Source organism: Sphingobium sp. GW821-FHT02B05 (assembly GCF_059421905.1).
The window spans coordinates 41,032-65,768 of sequence record NZ_JBWKVW010000004.1 but is presented as its reverse complement, the minus strand read 5'-3'; the positions used below and the strand labels follow the sequence as shown (position 1 = coordinate 65,768).

The window sequence follows — 24,737 nt, the reverse complement described above, 5'->3', positions numbered from 1 at the left end:
TGAAAGTCTGCATACGCAACCTAATGGTGGCGGGCGGGTTTAAGGATGGAAAGATTATGGAGATGATATGAAGCTCACCCGACTGGCCGCCTGTGTTGCCACGATCGCGACATTGATGTCGGCGACCCCATCCATGGCTTATCCCGATCGAGACTATCGTTCGGTAGAGCGTCATGATGATCGCCGGCAGCCACCCCGATATCGGGAGCAGAGGCGGAATGAAGCGCGCCGTTATGAAGATCGGCGTCGTTACGACGATCGGCGCCGCCATGACAGGGGACGCGATCATGCGGACCGGCGCGGCCAGCATTGCCGGACCACGTACGAGCGTGGCAGCTGGCATCAGGTTTGCCGCTGACAGATGACCGTGAGACCAAGGGAAGCGTGAAGCGACCTTTGGCTTGCGTCGGCCGGCATAATTGCCACTCATGATTGCTCGCATGTGTAGCGGGCTATGAGGAAAGACCTCATAGCCCACCTTATAAATGCAAAGCTTATTTGGCGCCGGGCTTCCTTGCAGCCTGTGCCTGCGCAATGGTCGCACCGGGCGTGCTGGCCAGACGCGAGATCGTCTTGAGCGCATAGTCGAGCTGGAAATCCTCGACGCCCTTCTTTTTGAGATCTTCGGCGGACATGGCGAAGCGCGGATCGTCCTTCGTATCCTCTTCCAATGCCTTGTCGTCGGTCTTGATCTCATTGATCAGGTGGCGGCGCAGGTCGCTTTCGCGAAATTTCGGCCGGTTCTTGTAATCGGGGTCTGACAGCTGCGGGACACGGATGTCCGGCTGGATGCCGCCTTCCTGCACGCTGCGGCCCGACGGCGTGTAATAGCGCGCGGTCGTGAGCTTCAGCGCGGTCGTGTTGGACAGTGGCAACATCGTCTGGACGCTCCCCTTGCCGAAGCTGCGCTCGCCCATCACCAGCGCGCGATGCTGGTCCTGCAAGGCGCCGGCCACGATTTCGGAGGCCGAGGCGGAGCCTGCATCGACCAGCACGATCACCGGCAGGCCCTTCGCATCGTCGCCCGGCTTGGCATAATAGCGTTCGACATCGCCCTTCGCACGGCCGCGCTGCGACACGATCTCGCCGCGCTCCAGGAAAGTGTCGCTCACGGTCACGGCTTCGTCCAGCAGGCCGCCGGGGTTGGAACGCAGGTCGAGGATATAGCCGGTAGGCTTGTGGCCCAGGCTCTTGTCGATGCTGCGAATCGCCTGTCGCACGTCGGCCCCGGTATTGGCCGAGAAGCTGACGATGTTGATGACGCCGATATTATTCTTCACTTCCCATTTGACGGGCTTCAACTGAATGATCTCGCGCGTAAGGGTCAGTTCGATCGGCTTGTCGCGACCGGCCCGGACCAGCGTCAGCTTCAGGCTGGTGCCCGGCGCCCCGCGCATCTTGTCCACGGCCTCGTCCAGCGTGCCGCCATAGATGAGCTGGCCATCGATATGGGTGATATAGTCGCCCGCCTTGATGCCGGCGCGCCAGGCGGGGGTGTCCTGCGTCGGCGCGATGACCTTGACCGCGCCATCTTCCTGCGTGACCGAGAGGCCGAGGCCGCCATAGCTGCCCTCGGTCTGGGTGCGCAGATTCTGGAAATCGCGCGCATCAAGGAAGCTGCTGTGCGGGTCGAGGCTGGCCAGCATGCCGTCGATCGCGCCCTTGATCAGCTTTTCGTCGTCGACCTTTTCGACATAGTCGCTGCGCACCTTCTGGAACACGTCCATGAATTCGTCGAGCGCCTTGTAGCTGGACGCTTCCCCGTCGGCGAGCGCTGCGGTGGTAGCCGGAATGAGCGCAAGCGCCCCGAGCGCAACCGCGCCCTGGAGGAAAGTGGATTTCATGGCTGTCCTAGGAGTGTGCATCAATGCTCCGATATAGGCCGATTCGTGCCGCAACGCAAAAGCGCGCTTCGATGGAGTGTCGCGCGGGATCGATGAGCGTAAGGTTAACCGAGCCCCACCAGCGGCACGATGTCCACCGGGCGGCCGTTGCGGCGCAGTTCGACGGTGATATTCGGGCGTTCGGGACCGGTAATGCCGACAGGTTCGCCCTGGCGTACGGTGTCGCCGACCTGGGCTGTGACGCGGTGCAGGCCGGTGATGAGCGTGGTCCAGCCCTGACCATGGTCGATGATGAGGATCTGGCCATAGTCGCGATAGGGGCCGGCAAAGGCGATGCGGCCGGCTGTCGGCGCGATCGCCTGCGCGCCGGGTTGCGTCACTAGGGTCAGGCCGCGCGATCGGACGCCGCCGTCATTCACTTCGCCCATGCCGGTGACGAGTTGGCCGATCACCGGCAGGCGATAGGGCGGCGGACCGCCGGCGGACGCCTCCCGTTCCGGAGCGGCGGCACCGGCCTGGTCGGGGCGGGCGGGGCGAAGCAGCGGGCCGGACAGGGCGGCCAGCCGCTCGCGCAGGTCGCCCGCTTCCTCCAGCCGGTCCATCAGGTCGACGATGTCGCGGGCGCGTTCGCCCAGCGCAAGGGCGCGTTCGCTTTCAAGTCCCGCATTGGCGCGATAGTCGCGGGCGGCGACGCGCTTTTGCGCTTCGAGGGCGGCCATGGCGGTTTGCCGATCCTTGCGGTCGGTTTGCGCCTGGGTGAGGGCGTCGGATGCCTGTTGCGCCGTGGCGCGCAGGGCGCGGCTCTTGTCCAGTTCCTGCCGCAGGCCGGCGGTGCGCTGCTCGATGACGGGCAGCACCTGGCCCAGCACGGCGCGCATATGCACGGCGTCGGCGACGGACCCCGGTTGGACCAGCGCCAGCGTCAACGGGCGGCGGGCCATCATCTGGAGCGCGGCGGTCAGGCGAACGACCGGCTCCTGTCTGGCGGCGAGCCGGGCGGCCTGGGCGCGTTGCAGCCGATTGATGATGGCGATGCGGGCCTGCGCCGCCTGAATGTCAGCCTCCGCCTGCTGGATGCGCGCGGCGAGTGCGGCGGCGCGCCGGCGGGCTTGTTCGGCTTCGTCGCGGGCGGCGCTGGCCTGCTGATCCAGCCGGGCGGAGCGCTCGCGGGCTTCGTCCGACTGGCGGCGGGCATTTTTGAGCGCCTGCTGCTCCTGCGCCAGCGTGGTGCCGGCGGTGCCGGACAGGATGATCGCGGCATCATTGGCGGCGGGCAGGCGCGTGGCGGCGATGGCCAACAGGCCCATCAGTCCGCTTGCAATGAGGATGCTACGCTTCACCCGATGCCCCGCCTCTATCGGTCCTGCCTAGGCGGAAACCGGGCGGCTTTCTAGCGGCGAACGATATGTGCCGCTCTTTCTTTTGCTGGGCGCATTCTGTCAGTTGGTGACTGTGCCAGACGCCTTCAGACTGTTTCAGCCTTCGCGATGATAGGGATGATTGGCCAGGATGGAGCAGGCGCGCCAGAGCTGTTCGGCCAGCATCGCGCGGGCGATCATATGCGGCCAGGTCATGGCGCCGAAAGCGATCAGCAGGTCTGCGTTCGCACGGTCCGCATCATCGAAGCCATCCGCCGCGCCGATCAGGAAGCGACATTCGCGCGTACCCGCGTCGCGCCATCCCTCGATCCGGCGGGCGAACTCCATGGAGCCGAGTTGCTTGCCCTTTTCATCCAGCATCACCGTCACCGTGCCGGGACCGGCGGGGGGCGGCTTACCGCCGCGATCGGGCATTTCGGTGATCTTGTGGGGCATGGTCAATCGCCTGGTGTAGCGATCGACCAGATCGGCTTCGGGCGAGCGCCCGATCTTGCCGCGTGCTATGATGTGGAGGAGCATGACGAATTCCGTTCGCTTCGCGCATAGGTTCGAGCTTGTCGAGAACCCAAGTCGAGAAGGTTTCTCGACAGGCGCATCTCGACTGCGCTCGATGCTGCTCGAACTGAACGGTCAGTGGGCGGCTAGGCCGTTGCCCGCGACCGGCGCGTCGACGAAGCCCCACATCCGTTCCAGATTGTAGAAGCTGCGCACTTCCGGCTTGAACAGGTGGACGATCACGTCGCCGGCGTCGATCAGCACCCAGTCGGCGACCGGAAGTCCTTCGACACGGGCGGACCGGCCGGTTTCCTTTTTGATCCGTTCGGCAAGATGCTGGGCGATCGCGGCGACCTGACGCGACGAACGGCCGCTGGCGATCACCATATAATCGGCGATGCTGCTCTTGCCTTCCAGCGGGATGGAGATGGTTTCCTGTGCCTGGTCGTCGTCGAGCGACTGCATGACGAGGGCATGGAGAGCGGCCACGGAATCGGCGGCAAAGACCGGATCGTTGGCAGGGGCGAGGTTAGACAATGAAACTCCAATCTAGATGACGTACCGACGCATGAGCGGATCGCGCGCACACGTTGCTTCATATTCGCGATGCCAGAGGGGGTCCGCCTGCCGCAGCAGGGTCGCCGATCTTGGATCAGGGCGAAAGCGCAATAGCACGAGCGCCGGTGGTCTCCAATTCGTCCAGTCTGCACTCTGGCGCGCGGACCGGACGAAGCGCCGCAGCCAGCTCATGGCCACAGAGCCACGGGCAGCCCTATCATAGCCCGGACGGGCGATAACGGCAATGGGCATTTGCCGCGCAATGCCGCGCCAGTCGCGCCATTGGCCAAATTGCGCCAGATTATCGGCGCCCATCAGCCAGATGAAGCGGTTGCGGGGGTAGCGCAGGGTTAGCGCGCGGAGCGTGTCGACGGTGTAGCGGGTGCGCAGGTAGCGCTCGATCGCGGTGGCGCGAATCGGCGAACGGCGGGCGACATGCTGGGCTTTGGCGAGGCGTGCGGGCAGCGGGGCCATGCCTTTGGCGGGCTTGAGCGGGTTGCCGGGGGAGACGAGCCACCAGATTTCGTCGAGGCCGAGGGCGTCCCTGGCGAAGAGGGAGATGGCGCGATGGCCGCCATGGGCCGGATTGAAGGAGCCGCCGAGCAGGCCGATCTTTTTCATGGGCATGCCATGCCAGCGTGCGGACAAGGCGGCAATGGGGCCGCCGCAGAAGTCGGGCATGAAAGATAGGAAGAGACGCGCTTAACTTCGCACATTTCCCGCTGATTGCGACATTTAAGAAGTAAGGTAGGATATTATCTTGCGCGCTGAATGTCTGCATCGCGCCCATAATCCCGTTATCACGGGAGGTGGGGAATAGGACAGGATGGTGCCGCTCAATGCCCCGGCGCACGTTTCCACTGGCGCCGATAGGGGATGCGGTCCAGCTTTTCCATCAAGTCGGCGAAGGGACCGTCGGCGACGGATGACGCCTTGCGTGCCGGCGCGATCTTCTCTGTCCTGTCTTCATGCCGCCGCAACGGGCGGCGGAACAATATAGCCTTCCACATGACACTCTCCGACCCGCGACTGCGATGATCTGCGTCGCTTCTGTGTAAGATACGCGGGGCGGAGAGGCTTGTTCCTGCTTTATTTACTCGGCCGCCGGCAGCGCCTTGGCCTCGTCCGCTTGTGCGTCGCGGGCGAGGACGTCGAGCGGCTCCATCGCCTCGATATCCTTGCCGCCGGTTTCGATGTCGAGGTCGCGGAACTTGCGACCGGTGGACAGGACGCGGCTTTCGAAGCTGCCGATGAAGCTGTTATAGTTGGAGACGGCGCTGTTGAGACCGGAACCGAGCCGCTTGAGGTGGGTGGCGGCGACCGACAGGCGCTCGTAAAGCTCCTTGCCCAACTGGCCGACCTGTTGCGCCTGTTCCTGCATCTTGGCCTGGCGCCAATGGCCGGCCAGCGTGCGGGCAAGGGGGAGGAAGGTGGCAGGGCCGCAGATGATGACGCGATTCTTCGCCGCACGCTCCCAAAGGTCCATGTCGGCCTCCAGCGCGGCGGTGACGAAATTGTCGCCCGGCACATACATGATGACGAAATCCGGCGCCTTGTCGAACTGTTCCCAATAGGCCTTGCGCCCCAGCGCGTCGGCATGGGTACGCATGGCGCGGGCATGGTCGAGCATATGCGCGTCGCGCAGCGCCGGATCGACCTGATCGACGGCGTTCAGATAGGCGACGAGCGAGCATTTGACGTCCACCACCATCTGCTGGTCGCCGGGCAGGTTGATGACGAAGTCCGGCCGCATCCGAGTTTCAGAGCCATTGGCCTCGACCGCGACCGACACTTCCTCCTTGAAATCCACGAAGGGAGAGAGGCCGGCGGTTTCGATGAGATTCTTGAACTGCTGCTCGCCCCAGCGGCCGCGGGTCTTGGGCGCGGCGCGCAGGGCATTGACCAGCTTGGCGGTTTCATCACGCACCTGCCCCTGGCCCAGATGCACCTGCTGCACCGCTTCGCGCAATTCGGCATAGCTGCCCACGCGATCCTTCTCGACGCGGGCAAGCCCCTCCTCATAGCGCTTGAGGGTGGTTTCGACCGGGTTCAGCAGGGTTTTCAGCTGCGCCTCGCTCTTCTCGTTCGCCTGGGCGAAGCGCTGGTCTGCGCGGGTCAGGAATTGGGTCTGGGCCTGATCCAGCAGCTTGCCGCCAATCTCGCTGAACTGGGCGGACAGTTGCTCCTTGGCGTCCTTGAGCGCGGCGATCTGCTGTTCGAAGGCCTGGGTGCGGGCCTGGGTGTCGGATTTGAGCGCGGCCAGCTCGCGCAGCGCGGCTTCGCGGTCGGCCTGGATGGACTCGATGCGCTGGGCGGCGGCGGCTTGCAGCGCTTCATGCTTTTGCGTGGCGGCGATTTGGACCGCGTCCAGCCGCTGGTCGGCGGCCTGCTGCGCGGCTTCGAGCCGGGCGATCTGGGTCGTGGCCTGATGGACGCGCTCCTGCTCGACCGCCAGTTCGGCGATGGCGCCGTTGCGCTGGCTGGTGGCGAGGTCCAGCTTGCCGGCGAGATCGGCCTTTTCGACGGCCAGCGGCGCGAGCGCCCTGCCCCGGAGCAGCCAGCCGACGGCAAGGCCGATCAGCAGGGCGATGACGATCAAAAGGGCGGCCAGGCTGTCCATTGCATATCCTTGTCTGGAACGAAACGGGAACCTAGCGGGCGGGGGCGGCGGCCGCAAGTGAGACAGCGAGTAAGACAGGGGAATCGCACAGGATAAATTAGATAGTTAGCTAACTATTAATATCACGCCGCTTGGACGGTTGGCGCGGCGAAGCGTTGGCGATAGTCGCCCGGCGACAGGCCGACGAGACGGTGGAACAGCTTGCGGAAGGCGGCGGCATCCTCGTAGCCGACGCTCCAGGCGATCTGGTCGATGCTGCGCTTCGTGAATTCCAGATGCTCGCGCGCCCTCGCCACACGCAGATGCTGGACATATTCGATCGGCGTCATGGCGGTCGCGGCCTTGAAGCGGCGCTGGAAAGTGCGTTCCTCCAGCGCCGCCTGCGCCGCCATCTCGCCGACGCTGAGCGGCTTTGCTTCACGGGCGGCGAGCCAGTGCTGCACCTTCAGGATGACTTCGTCGCCATGGGTCATGCGCGGCATGAAGCGGGCGAAATGCTTCTGTTCGCGCCCGGCGGTGTCGATCAGCAGGAATTTGGCGGTGTCGAGCATTACCGTTGGGCCGAGCAGCCGGTCGACCAGCCGCAGGCCAAGGTCGGTCCAGGCCATCAGCCCGCCGGCGGTGATGATGTCGCCATCGTCGATGACGATCCGGTCGCAATCCAGCTTCACGGCAGGGAAGCGGGTGCGGAACGCTTCGGCGAACCACCAGTGGGTCGTGGCGGGGCGACCGTCGAGCAGGCCGGTGGCGGCAAGCAGGAAGGCGCCGCCGCAGTTGGAGGCGAGCGTGGCGCCCTGTGCATGGCGGTCGAGCAGCCAGCGGGCATAGGGGGCGGCCTCCTGCGCATCCGGCACGCCGGCCAGGCGACCGGGGATGAGCCAGAAGTCGGGTGTGCCGGGCAGGCCATCATGCGTGTCGTGGCAGCGGGCGAAGCCGCCGTCGGCCTGCATCCGCCAATGGCTGACCCGGACCAGCGGACCGCCATGCTGGAGCGAATATTGCCCGGCGATGGCGATCAGGTCGGTCATGCCATGGACCATCGCCTGCTGGCAGTCGCGATAAAGGAGGATGCCGATTTCGGCCCGTGGCGGCGGCGTAACGGTCATGATAGCCCCTTTGTCGGAATCGGCCCGCTTAATGTCGGAACCGCCAATCCCGATCCTCTGCCTTTCTCCCTAATCCTGCAAGTACAGGGCGTGAGAGACGCTCTTCTGCGAGACGGAAAGGGACTTTCATCATGAGCAATTTCATCACCACCACAGATGGTACCCGCATATTCTACAAGGATTGGGGGACGCGCGATGGCCAGCCGATCGTCTTTTCCCATGGTTGGCCGCTCAGCGCCGATGCGTGGGACGCGCAGATGGTCTATTTTGCCGATCGCGGCTTTCGCACGATCGCCCATGACCGTCGCAGCCATGGCCGGTCGGATCAGGTCTGGGCCAACAATAATATGGACCAATATGCCGACGATCTGGCCGAACTGATCGCGGCGCTGGACCTGAACGACGTGGTGCTGGTGGGCCATTCGACCGGCGGCGGCGAAGTCACCCGGTATGTCGGTCGCCATGGCACGGCGCGAGTCGCCAAGCTGGCGCTGGTCGGCGCGGTCCCGCCGTTGATGCTGAAGACCGAGGCCAATCCGGACGGGTTGCCGATCGATGTGTTCGATGGCATCCGCAAGGGGACGTTCGACAATCGCAGCCAGTTTTTCAAGGATCTGACCATTCCCTTCTACGGATACAACCGCGACGGGGCGGTGATATCCGAAGGGATCGCGCAAGAATTCTGGCGGCAGGGAATGATGGGTGGCCTGAAAGGGCAACTCGACTCCATCCGCGCCTTTTCCGAGAGCGATTTCCATGCTGACCTGGCCAAGGTCGATGTGCCGACGCTGGTGTTGCATGGCGATGACGACCAGATCGTCCCGATCGGCGCATCCGCTTTGTCCACGGTGAAGATCGTCCGGCAAGCGGTGCTGATCGTGTATGAAGGGGCCGACCATGGGCTGACCCAGACGCATCAGGACCGGTTCAACGCCGACCTTCTCGATTTCATCAACGGCTGACGCAATTCCGTTCGGTTCGCGCGTATCGAGACGCATTTTTCGGCTTCGCGCGCGACGAACGGTGGCTTCAAGGAGAGTTTCCATGACCCAAGACACCATCCTCATCACCGGCGCGTCCGACGGCATCGGCGCGGTTTATGCCGACCGCTTCGCAAAGCGCGGCGCCAACCTGATCCTGGTCGCCCGACGGGCGGAAAAGCTGGAGGCGCTGGCGACAGAGCTGCGCGGCACCGGCGTCGCCGTCGAGGTGGTTGCCGCCGATCTGTCCAAGGCAGACGATCTTGCCCGGATCGAGGCGCGGCTGCGCGACGACGACGCGATCACCGGCCTTGTCAACAATGCCGGCATTGCGGGCGAGCAGGGTTTCGTCGAGACCGACCCCGCTTATCTGACCAGCCTCATCGACCTCAATATATTGGCGGTGACGCGGCTGTCCCGCGCCATTGCGCCCCGGCTGTCGGCGAACGGCGCCGGCACGCTCATCAATATCACGTCCGTCACGGCGCTGATGCCCGATGGCTTCACGGCGGTCTATCCGGCAAGCAAGGCCTATGTGCTGGCTTTTACCGAGGCATTGCAGGTGGAATTGGGGAGCAGGGGCGTGAAGGTGCAGGCTGTACTGCCGGGCATAACCCGCACCGCCATCTGGACGCCTGAACAGATCGCCACCATCCCCGACGCGATGGTGATGGAAGTCGGGGTGATGGTCGATGCGGCCTTGGCCGGGCTGGACATGGGGGAGGCGATCACCATTCCGGCGCTGCCCGACCGGGGCGATCTCGACGCCTATCTCGCGGCGCGCGCGGCGTTGCGGCCCAACCTGTCGCGCAAGGATGCGGCGGCCCGCTATCGGGCGTGACGCCGCCAATCGCTCGGCCCTTAGACAGGCTCAGGGCGAACGGAGTTTAGGCTAAAATCGAAGGAGACATATCATGATCCTTGGTCTTTCCATTCCCGCCTTCATCGCGCTGCATGTCGCGATCAGCCTGGTCGGCATCGTGAGCGGCTTGATCGCCCTGCCGGCCATGGCGAAGGGGCATTTTCTGCGCCGGACGCAGGCGCTCTTCCTCATGACTACCTTGCTGACCAGCCTGACCGGCTTCCTCTTTCCGTTCCGGGGCTTCACGCCGGCGATCGGGGTGGGCATCGTCTCGACACTGGTGCTGATGGTCGCCTTTGTCGCGCTCTATGGTCTGAAGCTGCACGGCCGGGCGCGGGCCGCCTTTGCGGTGAGCGCCACCGCAGCGCTATGGATGAACCTGTTCGTGCTGGTCGTTCAGGGCTTCCTGAAAGTGCCGGCGCTCAATGCGCTGGCGCCGACGGGGACCGAGCCGCCCTTTCTGGCGGCACAGGGGTTGCTAATGATCGCGATGCTGATCCTGGGCGCAGCGATCCTGCGTCAGCCAAGCGTCGCGCGGAAGGCGGCCAGCCGCTCGATCGCCTGATCCAGCGTGGCGTCCGTCTTGGCAAAGCAGAGGCGGACGAGATGGGTGGCCGGGTCCGAGGGGTAGAAGGCGGAGAGGGGGATGGCCGCGACCCCCGCTTCGTCGACGATCCGTTCGCAAAAGCTGACATCGTCCAATGCGATGCCGGAGGCGGGCAGGTCGATCGACAGGAACCAGGTGGCACCGGCGGGCAGGACGACATAGCCGGCCTGCTCCAGCCCAGCCGCCAGCCGGTCGCGCGATGCCTGATAGGTGCCGCGCTGCGCCGACAGCCAGCTGGCGGGCCAGCCCAGGCCCTCCGCCACCGCCCATTGCAGGTTGGGCGGGGTGGTGAAGGTCAGGAATTGATGCGCGCGGGCGAGCAAGGTGGCGAGCGCAGGCGCGGCGCACATCCAGCCGACCTTCCAGCCGGTGACGGAGAAAATCTTGCCTGCCGACCCGATCTTGACCGTCCGGTCGCGCATGCCGGGCAGTCCGATCAGCGGGCGATGGGGCTGGCCATCATAAACGGTCTCTTCCCAGACCTCGTCGCAGATGGCGATCAGGTCGTGCGTGACGCACAGATCGGCAAGCAGCGCCAATTCTTCAGGCCGCATGACGACGCCGGTCGGATTGACCGGATTGTTCATCAACAGCATGCGGGTGCGGGGCGTGATGGCCGCCTCCAGCGCTGCGCGCGTGATATGCCAGTCAGGCGCCGTGAGCGCGACGACCTTCGGGATGCCGCCCGCGCGCGCCACCAATGGGACATAGGCGTCATAGAGCGGTGCGAGCATCAGCACTTCGTCGCCCGGCCGGACCAGTGCGAGCAGGCTGGCGGACAGGGCCTCTGTCGCGCCGGAGGTGATGATGACCTCCGTCGGGGCGAGGTCCAGTCGCTGGTGGCGGGCATAATGATCGGCGACCGCTATGCGCAGTTCCAGAAGGCCCGGCATGGGCGGATATTGGCTGGATCGCCGCAGCAGCGCGTCGGCGGCGGCTTGCAGCACGTCGCGCGGACCGGGGCCTTCGGGGAAACCCTGCCCCAGGTTGATCGCCCCCGTCTCCCGCGCACGGGCAGACATTTTTTCGAAAATGGTGGTCGGCATGTCCCGATAGACGGGATGGCCAAGGGGCGGCGCGTCGGTCATGCGACGGGATGTTCCTGATGAAGGGACAGGGGTCAAGTCAGGAGGGTCCGTTACAGGCGTTGTTGCGGCTTGACGAGGCGACGAGCGATGGTCGACAGACCGTTTGTGCGCCATCCCCGGACGGTGGGAGAAAGCTGTCCCCAGCATGGATGCGCGAGCGGCAAACGGGCCTGGGGGACCGGGTGCCGGCCTGTCCCAATCCGCAATGGCGGCCCGAATATGAGATCCGACAGGAATATGGTCGATTTGCGGACAGCCATGCAGTGACGCGGGCCGCGAATGTGGCTAGATCATGCGCGCAGGATTTAACGAGAAGGAAGACCGTAGATGAATAACAGCGACCTCGCCGACAAGCTGGCTGGCGACCACGGGCTGACCAAGGCCGATACGAAGAAGCTGGTCGATGCGGTGTTTGCCGCGATCAGCGACGCGGCAGCGAAGGGCGAGGAAATCTCGCTCAACGGTTTCGGCAAGTTCAAGGTCAAGGACAGCCCGGAGCGTGAGGGCCGTAACCCCGCCACCGGCGAGGCGATGACCATCAAGGCTTCGCGCAAGCTGAGCTTCACGCCTGCCAAGGCCGTGAAGGACAAGCTGAACGGCTAAGCCGGAATGAAAGGCGCTCCGTCCGGTCAGGCCGGGCGGAGCGCCTTTATGCCTTTGCCGGCAAGGATTTCGACCAAGGATCGGATTGCCGTCGCGATCCGGACCGGCGCGAAACAGCCTGGGCGGAGGGCGATTCTTATGCGCCCATCGGCGGACGCATTTGCCCGTTGCGCCTCATGTCCTCTTTTGCCCTGGCAGAGATTTTGTCCCCTTTACGGGTGTCAGAATCATTCCCACTCGATCGTGCCGGGCGGCTTGCTGGTATAGTCGTACACGACGCGGTTGATGCCCTTGACCTCGTTGATGATGCGGGTCGCGACGCGGCTGAGGAAAGCGGCGTCGAAGGGGTAGATGTCGGCGGTCATGCCGTCGGTTGAGGTGACGGCGCGCACGGCGCAGACGCTGTCATAGGTGCGATGGTCGCCCATGACGCCCACGGTGCGGACCGGGAGCAGAACCGCGAAAGCCTGCCAGATGGCATCGTAGAGGCCCGCGTTGCGGATTTCTTCCAGATAGATGAAGTCCGCCTTGCGCAGGATGTCGCAGCGTTCCTTGGTGACTTCGCCGGGGATGCGGATGGCGAGGCCGGGTCCGGGGAAGGGATGGCGGCCGACGAAAATGTCGGGCAGGCCCAGTTCCTTGCCGAGCACGCGCACTTCGTCCTTGAACAGTTCACGCAGCGGTTCGACCAGCTTCATGTTCATGCGTTCGGGCAGGCCGCCGACATTATGGTGCGACTTGATCGTGACCGAAGGCCCGCCGGTGAAGCTGACACTTTCGATGACGTCGGGATAGAGGGTGCCCTGCGCCAGGAAATCGGCGCCGCCGATCTTCGCGGCTTCCTCCTCGAACACGGCGATGAATTCGCCGCCGATGAACTTGCGCTTCTTTTCGGGGTCGGTGAGGCCGGCAAGGCCACCCAGGAAGCGCTCCTCCGCGTTCACATGGACCAGCTTGATGCCATAATGTTCGCGGAACAGGCTGACCACCTGTTCGGCTTCGCCCAGCCGCATCAGGCCGTGGTCGACGAAGACGCAGGTCAGCTGGTCGCCGATCGCTTCGTGGATGAGCACGGCGGCCACGGCGCTGTCGACGCCGCCCGACAGGCCGCAGATGACCCGGCCTTCACCCACCTGTTCGCGGATTTCGGCGATCTTGGTCGCGCGGAATTCGGCCATGGTCCAGTCGCCGGCAAGGCCGCAGACATGGCGGACGAAATTGGCAAGCAGCTTCGCGCCGTCGGGGGTGTGGACGACTTCGGGATGGAATTGGGTGGCGTAGAAGCGCTTGGCTTCGTTGGCGGTGACGGCATAGGGCGCGCCCTCGCTGGTCGCGACGACTTCGAAGCCGGGCGCCAGGCTCGTCACCTTGTCGCCATGGCTCATCCAGACCTGATGCTTTTCGCCGGTGGTCCACAGGCCGTCGAACAGGGCGCAATCCTTCTTCACCTCGATGAAGGCGCGGCCGAATTCGCCGCTCTCGCCACCTTCGACATTGCCGCCCAGCTGCTGCATCATCGTTTGCTGGCCATAGCATATGCCCAGAATGGGGATGCCGGCGTCGAAGAAATGCTGCGGCGCGCGGGGGCTGTCTTCCCACATGACCGAGGAGGGGCCGCCAGAAAGAATGATGCCCTTGGGCTTCATGCGCTCGAAGGCTTCGGCGGCGGCGTTGAAGGGGGCGATCTCGGAATAGACGCCGGCTTCGCGGACGCGGCGGGCGATGAGCTGGGTCACCTGACTGCCGAAATCCACGATGAGGATGGAATCCTGAAGGGGCAGCGTCATCGAATCGCCTTTATATCGAGCGTGGGAAGGGATTCGCGCCCGGTTAGTCGCCCAGCCCCGATATGTCCAGTTATGCCTTGAACTGGCGTCCCGCCCGCCAGCCGATCAAAGCCGCGCCGGCAAGGATGGCCGCCGCGATCAGGAAGGCGCTCCCGATATAGGGCAGGGTCGGCCTGGGGCCGACGGACAGCGAATAGACCGCGCCGAAGAAGAGTGGAGAGATGACGCCGGCGATCGCGCCGACGCTGTTGTTCGCGCCCTGCAACTGGCCCTGTTCGGATTCGGATACATGGCGCGTCATCAGCGACTGGATGGTCGGCATGGCCAGGCCCCAGAGCGCATTGGGGAAGATGGCGGCGATGAAGAGGGTGGCGGTGGAGGCCAGGCCCATCGACGCGATGCCGATCGCGCCGAAGCACAGGCCCACGACCATGGTGGTGCGATCGCCCAGCCGCTTGACCACCGGGCCGACCAGCAGCCCCTGCACCCCCATGTCGAGCAGGCCGACCAGCGCCAGCAGGCTGCCGACCTGCCACGCGCTCCAGCCATAGCGGTCGCCGGCATAGAGGACGAAGATGGCCGAAAAGACATGATGGGCGAAATAGAGCAGGAAATTGCCTACCGCGAGGCTGGAGAGTTCCGGGTGGGATCGCAGCAGCCTGAGCGCCCCGAACGGATTGGCGCGGCGCCAGCTGAAGGCCATGCGTTTTTCCACGCTGAGCGATTCGGGCAGCACGATGAGGCCGTATAGGAAGGCGAGGGCGGAGAGGGTGGCGGCGGCCCAGAAGGGCGCGCGGTGCGAGATTTCGCCGAGCAGGCCGCCGATCAGCGGCCCGGCGACGAACCCCGCGCTGAACGCCGCACCGATCAGGCCATAGCCTTTCGCCCGGCCCTCCGGCGGGGTGATGTCGGCCATATAGGCGAAGGTGGAGGTGAAGCTGGACGACGTGACGCCGGCCAGGATGCGGCCGAGCGCCAGCCACCAGAGATTGGGGGCCAGCGCCATCAGCACATAATCGAGCGCGAGGCCGGCAACCGAGATCAGGATCACCGGGCGGCGGCCGAAGCGGTCGGACAGGGAGCCTATCAGCGGCGAGCAGATGAATTGCATGCCCGCCCAGAGCGCGACGAACAGGCCGTTCCACATGCCCGCCGCCGCGTCCGATCCGGACAGGGTCTCGATCAGTTGCGGCAGGACCGGGATGACGATCCCCATCGACATGACGTCGAGCAGCGCCGTGATGAGGATGAAGATGATCGCAGCGGTGCGACGCGGGGTGGCAGGTGCGGTCATGGCGGCTGGACTAAACCGCCATGGCCGCCATGCCAAGCAGGATGCGCGTTACTTCGTCGCCAGGTCCCGGCTGATATAGACGTTCGCCACGCGGCCATTTTTCATGGCGCAGGTAAAGCGGCGGCTGGCCCCGTCATTGGCGCGATAGCTGGTACGGCTGTCGACATAGCCGTCGATATTATAACCGTCCGCCGTGGCGATGGGCGTTTCCATGTGGCGCACCTCCGCATAGCCGCCATGCTCCTGTTCCGCTTCGTCGCGCGCGGCGATCGCGCAGGCGTCGGTCATGGCGTCGTCAGGGCCGCTCGTGCCCGCCACATCGGAAAAATCAGCATCGTCGCGCGGCGGAGCGTCGTTCCGGACGTCGGCGCCATAGTCGGTGCCGGTGCGGGGCGGGGGCGCGTCATATTCGCCGCCGGTGTTGGGATCGCGGACCTTCTTGTCCTTCGACATGGAATTGGCGACGATGGCGACCGCGCCGATGATGGCGGCCACGCCGATCGCGTCGCCCACGCCAAAGCCGTCGCCACGGCGATGATGCCGGTCCCAGCCACCATGACCCCAGCCATTGCCGTAACCGCCGCCATAGCCATAACGCGGGCGGGCTTCGGCCGCGCCGGCGCTGCCCAGCAGCAGCCCTGCGGCGACCAGTGCGCCTGTCATCCTGCGGGTCTTGGGTCCGATCATTGTCCTGCGCCTCCTGCGATGAAGAGAGGCTTAGCCGAGGCAGGCTGTCGCAAGGGTGAACGACGTCAGTTCGGCTTTGCCTTGATCTTCAGTCCCGTGAAATAGGCCGCAAAGCTGTAATTGTCGGCATATTCCTCGATCAGCTTGTCGACCGGCTTGCCGGAGCCATGGCCGGCACGGGTTTCGACGCGGAGCAGGCGGGGCCGGGCGCCAAGATCGACGGCCTGTAGCGCGGCGGCATATTTGAAACTGTGGGCGGGGACCACCCGGTCGTCCGTGTCTGCGGTGGACACAAGGATGGCGGGATAGGCCTTGCCCCCCAATATGTTGTGATAGGGGGAGTAACGGTAGAGCAGGGGAAAATCCTGCGGGCTTTCGGGCGATCCATAGTCGTCGACCCAATAGCGGCCTGCGGTGAAGCGGTCGAAGCGCAGCATGTCCATGACGCCCACAGCCGGCAACGCGGCGGCGAACAGGTCGGGACGCTGGTTGACCACGGCGCCCACCAGAAGCCCGCCATTGGAGCGCCCCTCGATCGCCAGGCCATCCTGGGGGGTGAAGCCGTTGGCCTTGAGATACTCGGCCGCCGCGATGAAATCATCGAACACATTCTGCTTGTTCGCGCCGCGTCCGGCCTCATGCCAGGCCTTGCCATATTCGCCGCCGCCGCGCAGGTTGGCAATGGCATAGACACCGCCCTGTTCCAGCCAGGCCATGCGCGTGGCCGAATAGCCCGGCGTCAGGCTGATGTTGAAGCCGCCATAGCCGTAGAGGATGGTCGGTGCGGCGGTGGCCCGGTCGGCCAGCGTCTTGCGCCGGATGATCGTCATCGGGATCAGCGTGCCGTCCTTTGAGGGGTAAACGCGCTGTTCGATGCCGAAATCGTCGGGGTTGAAGGGCAGGTCGGGCTGGGCGAACAATTCGCTTTTCAGGCTGGTCGTGTCGAAGCGATAGATGCTGGCCGGGGTGACGAAGCCGGAGAAGCTGAAGAAGGTTTCAGGATCGCCATCCCGACCGCCAAAGCCCGCCGCCGTGCCCATGCCGGGGAGCGGCACGTCCGTCACCTTGCGGCCGTCCAGTTCGACCAGTTCAGCAACGGTCTGCGCGTCGCTCATATAAGCGAGGATCATGCGGTTGCCGACCAGCGAGCCGCCGGCCAGCGTTTCGGGGCGTTCGCGCACGACTTCTCTGGGACGGCTGCGGGGCCTGGCGGCATCGAGCGTCACCACGCGCATATGGACGGCATGATCGTCGGTCAGGAAATAGAGGCTGGTGCCCCGGCTGCCGATCAGGCGCCAGTCATGGGCCGGTCCCCTGACCAGCAGGCGCGGCTTGACAGGACCGCCCGTGAGTTCGGCGACATGCAATTCGCGGCGGGGGTCTATGCCCTGGAAACTGCTGATAAGCAGCCAGCGGCCGTCGCTGGTCACCTGTGCCTGGTGGCTGAGCGCCGGCCGGTCGGGCGTGTCGTAGATCAGCTGGTCCTGCGCCTGGTCCGTGCCGACGCGGTGGTAATAAAGCTGTTGCTTCTGGTTCGCCGATTGATAGGCCTCGCCATCCTGCGGCGCGGCGAAGCGGGAGTAGAAGAAACCCTCGGCCCGGCCGTCCCAGGCGATTTGCGAGAATTTCACCCATTCGACCCGGTCGTCCAAGGGCTTGCCGCTATCCACGTCGATCAATTGGAGCGTGCGCCAGTCGCTGCCCGCTTCCTGCACTGCGTAAGCCAGGTAGCGGCCATCGGGGGAGGGCGCCCATTCGGCGAGCGCGCTGGCGCCGTCCTTCGCCCAGCCATTGGGGTCGAGCAGAAGGCGTTGCCTCCCGGCCAGCCCTTCGCGGACATAGAGCGGGGTCTGGTTTTCCAAACCCTTGTTGTAGCCGTAGAAATATCGGCCGCCGGCCTTGCGCGGGACGGTGAAGCGACCATGCGACAGCAGCGCCTGTATCCGGCTCTTGAGCGTTTCGCGGCCGGGCAGGTCGTCCAGATAGCGGCGGGTGAGGCCGTTTTCCCGATCGACCCAGTCGCGGACCGCAGGATCGGCACGCAGGTCATTTTCCAGCCAGCGATAGGGGTCGGCGACCTTCACGCCGAAATGATCCTCGACCAGGTCCAGCCGCTTCGTCACGGGGTAGCGTAGCGTCGCGTCGCCCGCGTCGATGGCGGCGCCCTCCGGTCCGGCAAGCGCAGGCGCAGCCGCCAGCAGCAGCGGCAGGATCAGGGCGGCGGCGCGCATCCTCTCTTTCGACTCTTCTTTCCAAACGACAACAGGCCGTGGCTCCTAGAGAGCCACGGCCTGTTGGTAAAGCACCAGTCCTGTGGAACAGGAAGGGTTTAGATCAGGCTTCTTCCAGCTCGTCGCTGCTGAAGACCGGACCGGAGTCCTGGCCCTTGGCATCGACGTCGCGGTCGACCAGCTCGATGATCGCCATCGGCGCCGCGTCCGAGGCGCGGAAACCGGCCTTGATCACGCGGGTATAACCGCCGTTGCGGTCCTTGTAACGTTCGGCCAGGATGTCGAACAGCTTGGTCAGCTGCGTATCGTCCTTCAGGCGGGCGTCGGCCAGACGACGGTTGGACAGGCCACCCTTCTTGGCGAGGGTGATCAGCTTTTCGACGTAGGGACGCAGTTCCTTGGCCTTGGCAGTGCCGGTCAGGATCTGCTCATGCTTGATCAGCGAGGCGGCGAGGTTGCGAAGCAGGGCGGTACGATGACCGGTGCTGCGCTGAAGCTTACGATGACCAACTTTATGACGCATGTGTCTTTCCTTCGTTCGTTAAGGGGCCGTTTGAGGTACCCCAGACCAGGCGGCTTTTTGAGGGGGCCGCCCCGTGCCCCTGTAACCACTTCCGTTCGCCTCGAGCGTGCCGAGAAGCGTCCAGCGAGCGCTTCGCGTTTCTCGGCTTCGCTCGAAACGAACGGTTCAGTGATATTAGCCCAGCAGCTCCTGTTCGAGCTTCTTGGCCATTTCCTCGATATTCTCCGGCGGCCAGCCGGGGATGTCCATGCCCAGGCGCAGGCCCATGGACGACAGCACTTCCTTGATTTCGTTCAGCGACTTGCGGCCGAAATTGGGGGTGCGCAGCATCTCGGCTTCGGTCTTCTGGACCAGGTCGCCGATATAGATGATGTTGTCGTTCTTGAGGCAGTTGGCCGAGCGGACCGACAGTTCCAGTTCGTCCACCTTCTTGAGAAGATAGCGGTTGATCTGGTTCGTGTCGCTTTCGCCTTCCGACGCGGCGGCGGCGGTGTGACCCGCAGCAGGTGCGGCAGCAGGCAGCGCGTCTTCGAAGTGGACGAACAGCTGGAGCTGGTCCTGAAGGATGCGGGCGGCATAGGCCACCGCATCTTCCGGCGCCACAGTGCCGTCGGTTTCAAGCGTCAGCGACAGCTTGTCATAGTCCAGTTCCTGGCCGACGCGGGTGTTGTCCACCTTGTAGGCGACCTGGCGGACCGGCGAGTAGAGCGCGTCGATCGGGATGAGACCGATGGGCGCGTCTGCCGGACGGTTGGCGACGGCGGGGACATAGCCCTTGCCGACGTCAGCGGTCAGTTCCATGTTGAGCGTTGCGCCCTGGTCCAGGTGACAGATCACCAGGTCCGGGTTCATCACTTCGATGTCGCCGACGACGCTGATGTCGCCGGCCTTGACCACGGCCGGGCCGGTGGCGGACAGCTGGAGACGCTTGGGGCCTTCGCCTTCCATGCGCAGCGCGACCTGCTTGATGTTCAGGACGATGTCGGTGACGTCTTCACGCACGCCGGCAAGCGACGAGAATTCGTGCAGGACGTTCTCGATCTTGATCGAGGTGACCGCCGCGCCCTGAAGCGAGGACAGAAGAACGCGGCGCAGTGCGTTGCCGAGCGTCAGGCCGAAACCGCGCTCCAGCGGTTCGGCAACGAAGGTCGCCTTGCGCTTGCCGTCGCCCGACGCCTTGATCTCAAGGCTGCTGGGCTTCTTCAATTCCTGCCAGTTCTTCATGTTGACAGTCATGTATTTCCCCTGGGGATGGGCCGAAACGCTTGAATATCCTGACCCGACAGGAACGTTCCGGCGATGCAAACGGGAAAACGGGCGACGCGTCCGCCGCCCGCATGTCATGCAGCGCTGCGTTTAGACGCGGCGACGCTTGGACGGACGCACGCCATTGTGCGGGATCGGCGTGACGTCGCGGATCGAGGTGATGTGGAAGCCGACGGCCTGAAGGGCGCGCAGGGCCGATTCACGGCCCGAACCCGGACCCTTGACTTCGACTTCCAGGGTACGGACGCCATGTTCGGCGGCCTTGCGGCCGGCGTCTTCGGCGCACACCTGAGCGGCGTACGGGGTCGACTTGCGGCTGCCCTTGAAGCCCATCATGCCGGCCGAGGACCACGAAATCGCGTTGCCCTGAGCGTCGGTGATGGTCACCATGGTGTTGTTGAAGCTGGCGTTGACGTGCGCGACGCCGGCCGAGATGTTCTTGCGTTCGCGGCGCTTAATGCGCTGGGGTTCGCGTGCCATTTTGCTCTTATCCTACTGAAATCTTGTGTTCCGGGAGGCGTCTCGCTTGGGGAGAGCTGCCTCCGGCGGAGAAGAAGAGGAAACAGTCCCCCGGACTGTTTCTTACTTCTTCTTGCCTGCGATCGGCTTCGCCTTGCCCTTGCGGGTGCGCGCATTGGTGTGCGTGCGCTGGCCGCGGACCGGCAGGCCCTTGCGATGGCGCAGGCCGCGATAGCAGGCCAGATCCATCAGGCGCTTGATGTTCATCGCGGTGTCGCGACGCAGATCGCCTTCGACGGTCAGGTCGGCGTCGATCGTTTCGCGGATCTGGAGCACTTCGGCGTCCGAAAGATCCTGCACGCGACGGCTGTGGTCGATGCCCAGCTTGTCGGCGATATCGACGGCCGTCTTGCGACCGATGCCGTGAATGTAGGTGAGCGCGATGATCACGCGCTTGTTGGTCGGGATGTTCACACCCGCAATACGTGCCATGGTAATAGTGTCTCCTGCTCCACAGGGCCGGCTTTCGCCATCCCTATCTCAAAGCGTCAAGCCGGATTTCCCTGGCAAGGAAAAGCGGCCAATTACAAGGTCCCCAGACGCACGAAAGACGGCCAGTGCCAAAAGCACCGCCGCTCGCCGCATGTAGGGGAAGGGGGCCTTTAGCGATTCGGCGGAAAACTGTCAATTGCCGTGCGGCCGGACGCAGTGGCTTGGCGCTTCGCCCCTTTTCCGGTTGAGCGGGGCCACTGGCTCCGGCATGGAAGGGGGATGCGTGTCCTTCCTTGCTCTGCCGCCTTCCTTCCCTCGCTGGTGCTGCTGGCGTCCTGCGTCGGTCCCGGTTCCGGTTCGTCGCGGCCGGTCCCTGCGCCAGTGCCGGCGCCCGCTCGGCCGAGTCCGGCGCCGGTGCCGCCGGCCCAGCCCGCGCCGGTAGCGACGGAGTGGCAATATCGCCCCGCGACGCCGGGCAACTGGAATTATCGTGCGGAGGCGGCAGGCGCCGTGGCGGTCTTTGGGTCGAGCGCGGCCGATCCGCGCCTGACCCTGCGCTGCGACCGGGCGAGCCGGCGGGTGAGTCTGGCGCGGGCCGGCGCGGGCCAGGGCGCGATTGTCGTGCGCACCAGCTATGGCGCGACCAGCTGGCCGGCGACCGCGGTCGGGGGTGCCCAAAATGGTCGGGCGCCCCAGATCGTCGCCTTCCGTGCGGCGTCCGACACGGTTCTGGATCAGCTGGCGTACAGCCGGGGCAAGTTTGCGGTCGAGGTGGCCGGGCAGGAGACGCTGATCGTGCCTGCCTGGGCCGAAGTGTCGCGCGTGATAGAGGATTGCCGGGGATGACGCAGCGGCGCTGAACGGACCGGCCGGCCCCTATCCCGCAAAGACGCGCAAGTATGATTCCAAAAAAGAAAATTACAAGTCTTGATCCTGCGCGCCGTCTGATTCACAGTCCGTCTCGTGGCCGATCAGAGGTTACAAGCGAAGTCGGTCACGCGGGCTTCAACTAGCGAAAGGAGGTGATCCGATGTCTCATGGTTCAGCAATGGGGTCGGTTCAGTCCATTCGGGAAACGCGCCGCTGAGCGACGCCTTCAGCGTCGATCCATCACCTGCAAGCATCTAGAGCGCCGACACACAGGCCGTGTCTGCGGGTGAGCGATAGCGCGACCAACCGTTTTCCTTGGGCGGTGCTTCCGGCCGCTGACCATGTCAATGATGGGCCGTCGGGGCGCAAGCGTCCGGCGGCCCCTCTCATGCGTGCTGGCAGGGCCGCAAAGCGCGATGCGGTTCCAGCAAACCGGGCAGCGGTCTTGCCGCAGCCTTAGCCCTCTACCCCCGCATCGTGCCTGTCTCCATATAGCGCTGGTGCCAGGCGAGCGCTTCGCCCGGCAGCATCGGCGATTGCAGGCCGAAACTGCCCTTCATGGCGCGGGCATAATAATCCGCCAGCATCGGCCGGTAATCGGGATGGGCGCAACGGGCGATGATCTGTTCCGCACGCTGGCGCGGGGCGAGGCCGCGCAGGTCGGCAAGACCCTGTTCGGTGACGATCACCTGTACGTCCTGATTGATGTGGTCGACATGGCTGCAATGCGGGACGATCGCGGAAATCTTGCCATCCTTGGCGGTGGATGGGGTCATGAAGATCGACAGATAGGCGTTGCGCGCAAAGTCGCCCGATCCGCCGATGCCGTTCTGGATGCGCGATCCCATCAGGTGGGTGCTGTTGACGTTGCCATAGATGTCGGCCTCGATCAGGCCGTTCATCGCGATACAGCCCAGGCGTCGGACCAGTTCGGGATGGTTGCTGATTTCCTGCGGGCGCAGCAGCATCTTGTCGCGATAGCGGCCCATATCGGCATTGAGCCGAGTGGCGGCCTCCGGCGACAGGGAGAAGGCGGTGGCGCTCGCCATGCGCAGTTTGCCCGAATCCAGCAGGTCCAGCATGCCGTCCTGAATCACTTCCGTATAGGCGACCATGTCGTGGAAGGGCGCCTCGATCAGGCCGGTCAGCACCGCATTGGCGATATTGCCGACGCCCGATTGCAGCGGCAGCAGCGAGGCGGGCAGGCGGCCCTGACGCACTTCATGGCTGAGGAAATCGAGCAGATGGCCCGCGATCGCATGGGCTGTGGCGTCCGGCGGGGAAAAAGGAGCGTTGCGGTCCGGCGCGTCGGTTTCGACGACGGCGATCACCTTGGCGGGATCGCAGCGGAAGGTGGGCTGGCCGATGCGCTGGTCGGCGCGGACCAGCGGGATGGGCTGGCGGTGCGGCGGCAGGGCGGTGCCGTAATAAATGTCGTGCATACCCTCCAGCGCGGGGTTCTGCCAGCGATTGACCTCCAGGATCACGCCCTTGGCCCGGTCGATCCAGGTCTTGTTGTTGCCGACCGAGGCGGAGGGGATGAGGTCGCCATCGGCGGTGATGCCGGTCACTTCCACGACGGCGACGTCCAACTCGCCCAGAAATCCCTGCCATGCCATCGGTGCGACCTGGCTCAGGTGCATGTCGAAATAATGCATCTGCCCGGCGTTGATGCGTTCGCGGGCGATGGGGTCGCTATTGTAGGGCAGGCGATATTCGATGCCATCCGCCTTCGCCAGCGCGCCGTCCAGTTCGGGGCCGGTGGACGCGCCGGTCCAGATCTTGACGCGGAAGGGGTTGCCGGCCGCATGGGCGGCGCTGATACGATCGGCCAGCGCCAGCGGCACGGCCTTGGGATAGCCCGATCCCGTGAATCCGCTCATTCCCACGGTCATGCCGTCATGGATCAGCGCGGCGGCCTCAGCGGCGGTCCGGCTTTTGGCGGCCAGCCCGGCATGATTGATCCGCCTGGGGGCGATTCGGCTTGCAGTCATCCTCTCATCCTCCTCCGCCCCGCTTGGAAGGGCGCGGTGATGCAGGTGTGGCCTTTTGGTTTCGGGAACAATAAGGATTGGTCGCACAATGTCTGTGCGTGAGGCGTGCATATGTCTGATCTGCTGATCGCGTTGCGAACATTTGTCCGGTTGGTCGAAGTGCCGAGCTTTTCCCGCGTGGCGAAGGAAATCCATGCCAGCCACACGACGATCGCCCGGCGGCTTGATCTGGTGGAGGCGCATTTCGGCGTTCGCCTGTTCCATCGCACCACGCGGCGACTGGTGCCGACGGCGGACGCGGACCAGTTGCTGGTCCATGCGCGTACGATGCTGGACGCGCTGGATCTGGCAGAGGCGGATTTCGGGCCGGAGCGCGACCAGCCGCACGGGTTGGTGCGGATCGGGCTGACCACTGCACTCGGCCTCCATTATGTCGAGCGGCTGGGGGAATTGGGGCGGCGCTATCCCGGCTTGCAGATCGACTGCGCGATGACCGATTGGCAGCGCGACGTGGTGGAGGATCGACTGGACCTTGCCGTGCGGGTCGGGCCGATCGCCGACGACAGTCTGGTCGCCCATCCGCTGGGGCGTTTGGCGCGGCGAATGGTCGCGCATCCGGACTATCTGGCCGCGCATGGCATGCCGGCGTCGGTCGATGCGCTGAAGGCGCATCAGTGCATTGCCTATGCCTATGGCAACATGCCCGCGCGCTGGACGATCGACGGGCGCGAGCGGCTGGTGGAGGGATTGGTCCGGTCGGACAATAGCGAAGCGGTGCATCGTGCGGCCTTGAGCGGCCTTGGCATTGCGCTGCTGCCCGCGATCCGGGTGGCGGCCGACATGGCGGCGGGGCGACTGGTGCCGGTGCTGCCCGACAGCGCCATCGCCCCGCTCGACATTTTCGCGGTCCACCCTTCGCGCCGCCGCCTGCCGCCGCGCGCACGAATCGTGCTGGACTTTATCAAGGCGCATTTCCCGGCAGAGGGGTGAAG

Annotated in this window: 25 protein-coding genes; 7 read left to right on the top strand and 18 right to left on the bottom strand. The window is 64.9% G+C overall.

The features are described from left to right. Nucleotides 1-173: 173 nt before the first annotated feature. A complete protein-coding gene (locus AC07UX_RS14485; RefSeq protein WP_495192702.1) occupies nt 174-365 on the top strand; it encodes a hypothetical protein in 192 nt (63 codons plus the stop codon). A gap of 129 nt (nt 366-494) precedes the next feature. Here AC07UX_RS14485 and AC07UX_RS14480 read toward each other — a convergent pair whose 3' ends face one another. The 8 genes from AC07UX_RS14480 to AC07UX_RS14445 form a co-directional block, all read right to left on the bottom strand. After that, nucleotides 495-1,844, bottom strand: coding sequence for a S41 family peptidase (locus AC07UX_RS14480; RefSeq protein WP_495192701.1), 1,350 nt, complete (start codon nt 1,842-1,844; stop codon nt 495-497). A gap of 104 nt (nt 1,845-1,948) precedes the next feature. Further along, entirely contained in the window at nt 1,949-3,184 is a 1,236-nt protein-coding gene (locus AC07UX_RS14475; RefSeq protein WP_495192700.1) for a murein hydrolase activator EnvC family protein, read from the bottom strand. A 135-nt stretch (nt 3,185-3,319) separates the two neighbouring features. Continuing rightward, a complete protein-coding gene (locus AC07UX_RS14470; protein WP_495192699.1) occupies nt 3,320-3,742 on the bottom strand; it encodes a 23S rRNA (pseudouridine(1915)-N(3))-methyltransferase RlmH in 423 nt (140 codons plus the stop codon). Nucleotides 3,743-3,853: 111 nt separating this feature from the next. Further along, nucleotides 3,854-4,255, bottom strand: a complete 402-nt coding sequence (gene rsfS / locus AC07UX_RS14465) for a ribosome silencing factor (protein ID WP_495192698.1) — start codon at nt 4,253-4,255, stop codon at nt 3,854-3,856. A gap of 12 nt (nt 4,256-4,267) precedes the next feature. Beyond that, entirely contained in the window at nt 4,268-4,897 is a 630-nt protein-coding gene (locus AC07UX_RS14460; RefSeq protein WP_495192697.1) for a nicotinate-nucleotide adenylyltransferase, read from the bottom strand. 215 nt (nt 4,898-5,112) lie between these two features. Beyond that, nucleotides 5,113-5,286, bottom strand: coding sequence for a hypothetical protein (locus AC07UX_RS14455; protein WP_495192696.1), 174 nt, complete (start codon nt 5,284-5,286; stop codon nt 5,113-5,115). Between the two features lie 83 nt (nt 5,287-5,369). Next, complete coding sequence (locus AC07UX_RS14450; RefSeq protein WP_495192695.1) at nt 5,370-6,896, bottom strand: DNA recombination protein RmuC; 1,527 nt, start codon at nt 6,894-6,896, stop codon at nt 5,370-5,372. A gap of 122 nt (nt 6,897-7,018) precedes the next feature. Continuing rightward, the gene (locus AC07UX_RS14445; RefSeq protein WP_495192694.1) at nt 7,019-8,002 is read right to left on the bottom strand and encodes a GlxA family transcriptional regulator; all 984 of its coding nucleotides are present in this window, start codon (nt 8,000-8,002) and stop codon (nt 7,019-7,021) included. Nucleotides 8,003-8,133: 131 nt separating this feature from the next. Here AC07UX_RS14445 and AC07UX_RS14440 point away from each other — a divergent pair, with 131 nt between their 5' ends. From AC07UX_RS14440 to AC07UX_RS14430, 3 genes are all read left to right on the top strand, one after another. Beyond that, nucleotides 8,134-8,964 carry an alpha/beta fold hydrolase gene (locus tag AC07UX_RS14440; RefSeq protein ID WP_495192693.1) on the top strand — a complete coding sequence of 277 codons (831 nt, stop codon included), beginning with the start codon at nt 8,134-8,136 and terminating at the stop codon, nt 8,962-8,964. 82 nt (nt 8,965-9,046) lie between these two features. After that, nucleotides 9,047-9,823, top strand: coding sequence for an SDR family NAD(P)-dependent oxidoreductase (locus AC07UX_RS14435; RefSeq protein WP_495192692.1), 777 nt, complete (start codon nt 9,047-9,049; stop codon nt 9,821-9,823). 73 nt (nt 9,824-9,896) lie between these two features. Then, nucleotides 9,897-10,409 carry a hypothetical protein gene (locus tag AC07UX_RS14430; protein ID WP_495192691.1) on the top strand — a complete coding sequence of 171 codons (513 nt, stop codon included), beginning with the start codon at nt 9,897-9,899 and terminating at the stop codon, nt 10,407-10,409. On the opposite strand, the gene AC07UX_RS14425 is transcribed toward AC07UX_RS14430, so the two are convergent. Continuing rightward, nucleotides 10,364-11,539 carry an aminotransferase gene (locus AC07UX_RS14425; protein WP_495192690.1) on the bottom strand — a complete coding sequence of 392 codons (1,176 nt, stop codon included), beginning with the start codon at nt 11,537-11,539 and terminating at the stop codon, nt 10,364-10,366. The genes AC07UX_RS14430 and AC07UX_RS14425 overlap by 46 nt on opposite strands. 327 nt (nt 11,540-11,866) lie before the next feature. Between AC07UX_RS14425 and AC07UX_RS14420 the strand changes: the two genes are divergently transcribed. Further along, nucleotides 11,867-12,142, top strand: coding sequence for an HU family DNA-binding protein (locus tag AC07UX_RS14420; RefSeq protein ID WP_495192689.1), 276 nt, complete (start codon nt 11,867-11,869; stop codon nt 12,140-12,142). Between the two features lie 227 nt (nt 12,143-12,369). Here the strand turns inward: AC07UX_RS14420 and guaA are convergent, their stop codons facing one another. From guaA to rpsM, 8 genes are all read right to left on the bottom strand, one after another. Further along, entirely contained in the window at nt 12,370-13,929 is a 1,560-nt protein-coding gene (gene guaA, locus AC07UX_RS14415) for a glutamine-hydrolyzing GMP synthase (RefSeq protein ID WP_495192688.1), read from the bottom strand. 70 nt (nt 13,930-13,999) lie between these two features. After that, a complete protein-coding gene (locus AC07UX_RS14410; protein WP_495192687.1) occupies nt 14,000-15,223 on the bottom strand; it encodes a TCR/Tet family MFS transporter in 1,224 nt (407 codons plus the stop codon). Nucleotides 15,224-15,271: 48 nt separating this feature from the next. Beyond that, nucleotides 15,272-15,910, bottom strand: coding sequence for a hypothetical protein (locus tag AC07UX_RS14405; RefSeq protein ID WP_495192686.1), 639 nt, complete (start codon nt 15,908-15,910; stop codon nt 15,272-15,274). Nucleotides 15,911-15,975: 65 nt separating this feature from the next. Further along, complete coding sequence (locus tag AC07UX_RS14400) at nt 15,976-18,141, bottom strand: prolyl oligopeptidase family serine peptidase (RefSeq protein WP_495192685.1); 2,166 nt, start codon at nt 18,139-18,141, stop codon at nt 15,976-15,978. A 103-nt stretch (nt 18,142-18,244) separates the two neighbouring features. Continuing rightward, nucleotides 18,245-18,664 carry a 50S ribosomal protein L17 gene (rplQ, locus tag AC07UX_RS14395; protein WP_495192684.1) on the bottom strand — a complete coding sequence of 140 codons (420 nt, stop codon included), beginning with the start codon at nt 18,662-18,664 and terminating at the stop codon, nt 18,245-18,247. A 174-nt stretch (nt 18,665-18,838) separates the two neighbouring features. Then, entirely contained in the window at nt 18,839-19,900 is a 1,062-nt protein-coding gene (locus tag AC07UX_RS14390; RefSeq protein WP_495192683.1) for a DNA-directed RNA polymerase subunit alpha, read from the bottom strand. 120 nt (nt 19,901-20,020) lie between these two features. After that, complete coding sequence (rpsK, locus tag AC07UX_RS14385) at nt 20,021-20,410, bottom strand: 30S ribosomal protein S11 (RefSeq protein WP_004208752.1); 390 nt, start codon at nt 20,408-20,410, stop codon at nt 20,021-20,023. Nucleotides 20,411-20,512: 102 nt separating this feature from the next. Then, nucleotides 20,513-20,881, bottom strand: a complete 369-nt coding sequence (gene rpsM, locus AC07UX_RS14380) for a 30S ribosomal protein S13 (protein ID WP_120251014.1) — start codon at nt 20,879-20,881, stop codon at nt 20,513-20,515. 279 nt (nt 20,882-21,160) lie between these two features. Between rpsM and AC07UX_RS14375 the strand changes: the two genes are divergently transcribed. Further along, nucleotides 21,161-21,727, top strand: coding sequence for a hypothetical protein (locus AC07UX_RS14375; protein ID WP_495192682.1), 567 nt, complete (start codon nt 21,161-21,163; stop codon nt 21,725-21,727). 488 nt (nt 21,728-22,215) lie between these two features. On the opposite strand, the gene scpC is transcribed toward AC07UX_RS14375, so the two are convergent. Further along, a complete protein-coding gene (gene scpC, locus AC07UX_RS14370) occupies nt 22,216-23,745 on the bottom strand; it encodes a succinyl-CoA:acetate CoA-transferase ScpC (protein ID WP_495192681.1) in 1,530 nt (509 codons plus the stop codon). 111 nt (nt 23,746-23,856) lie between these two features. Between scpC and AC07UX_RS14365 the strand changes: the two genes are divergently transcribed. Then, the gene (locus AC07UX_RS14365) at nt 23,857-24,735 is read left to right on the top strand and encodes a LysR family transcriptional regulator (RefSeq protein WP_495192680.1); all 879 of its coding nucleotides are present in this window, start codon (nt 23,857-23,859) and stop codon (nt 24,733-24,735) included. Nucleotides 24,736-24,737 lie beyond the last annotated feature (2 nt).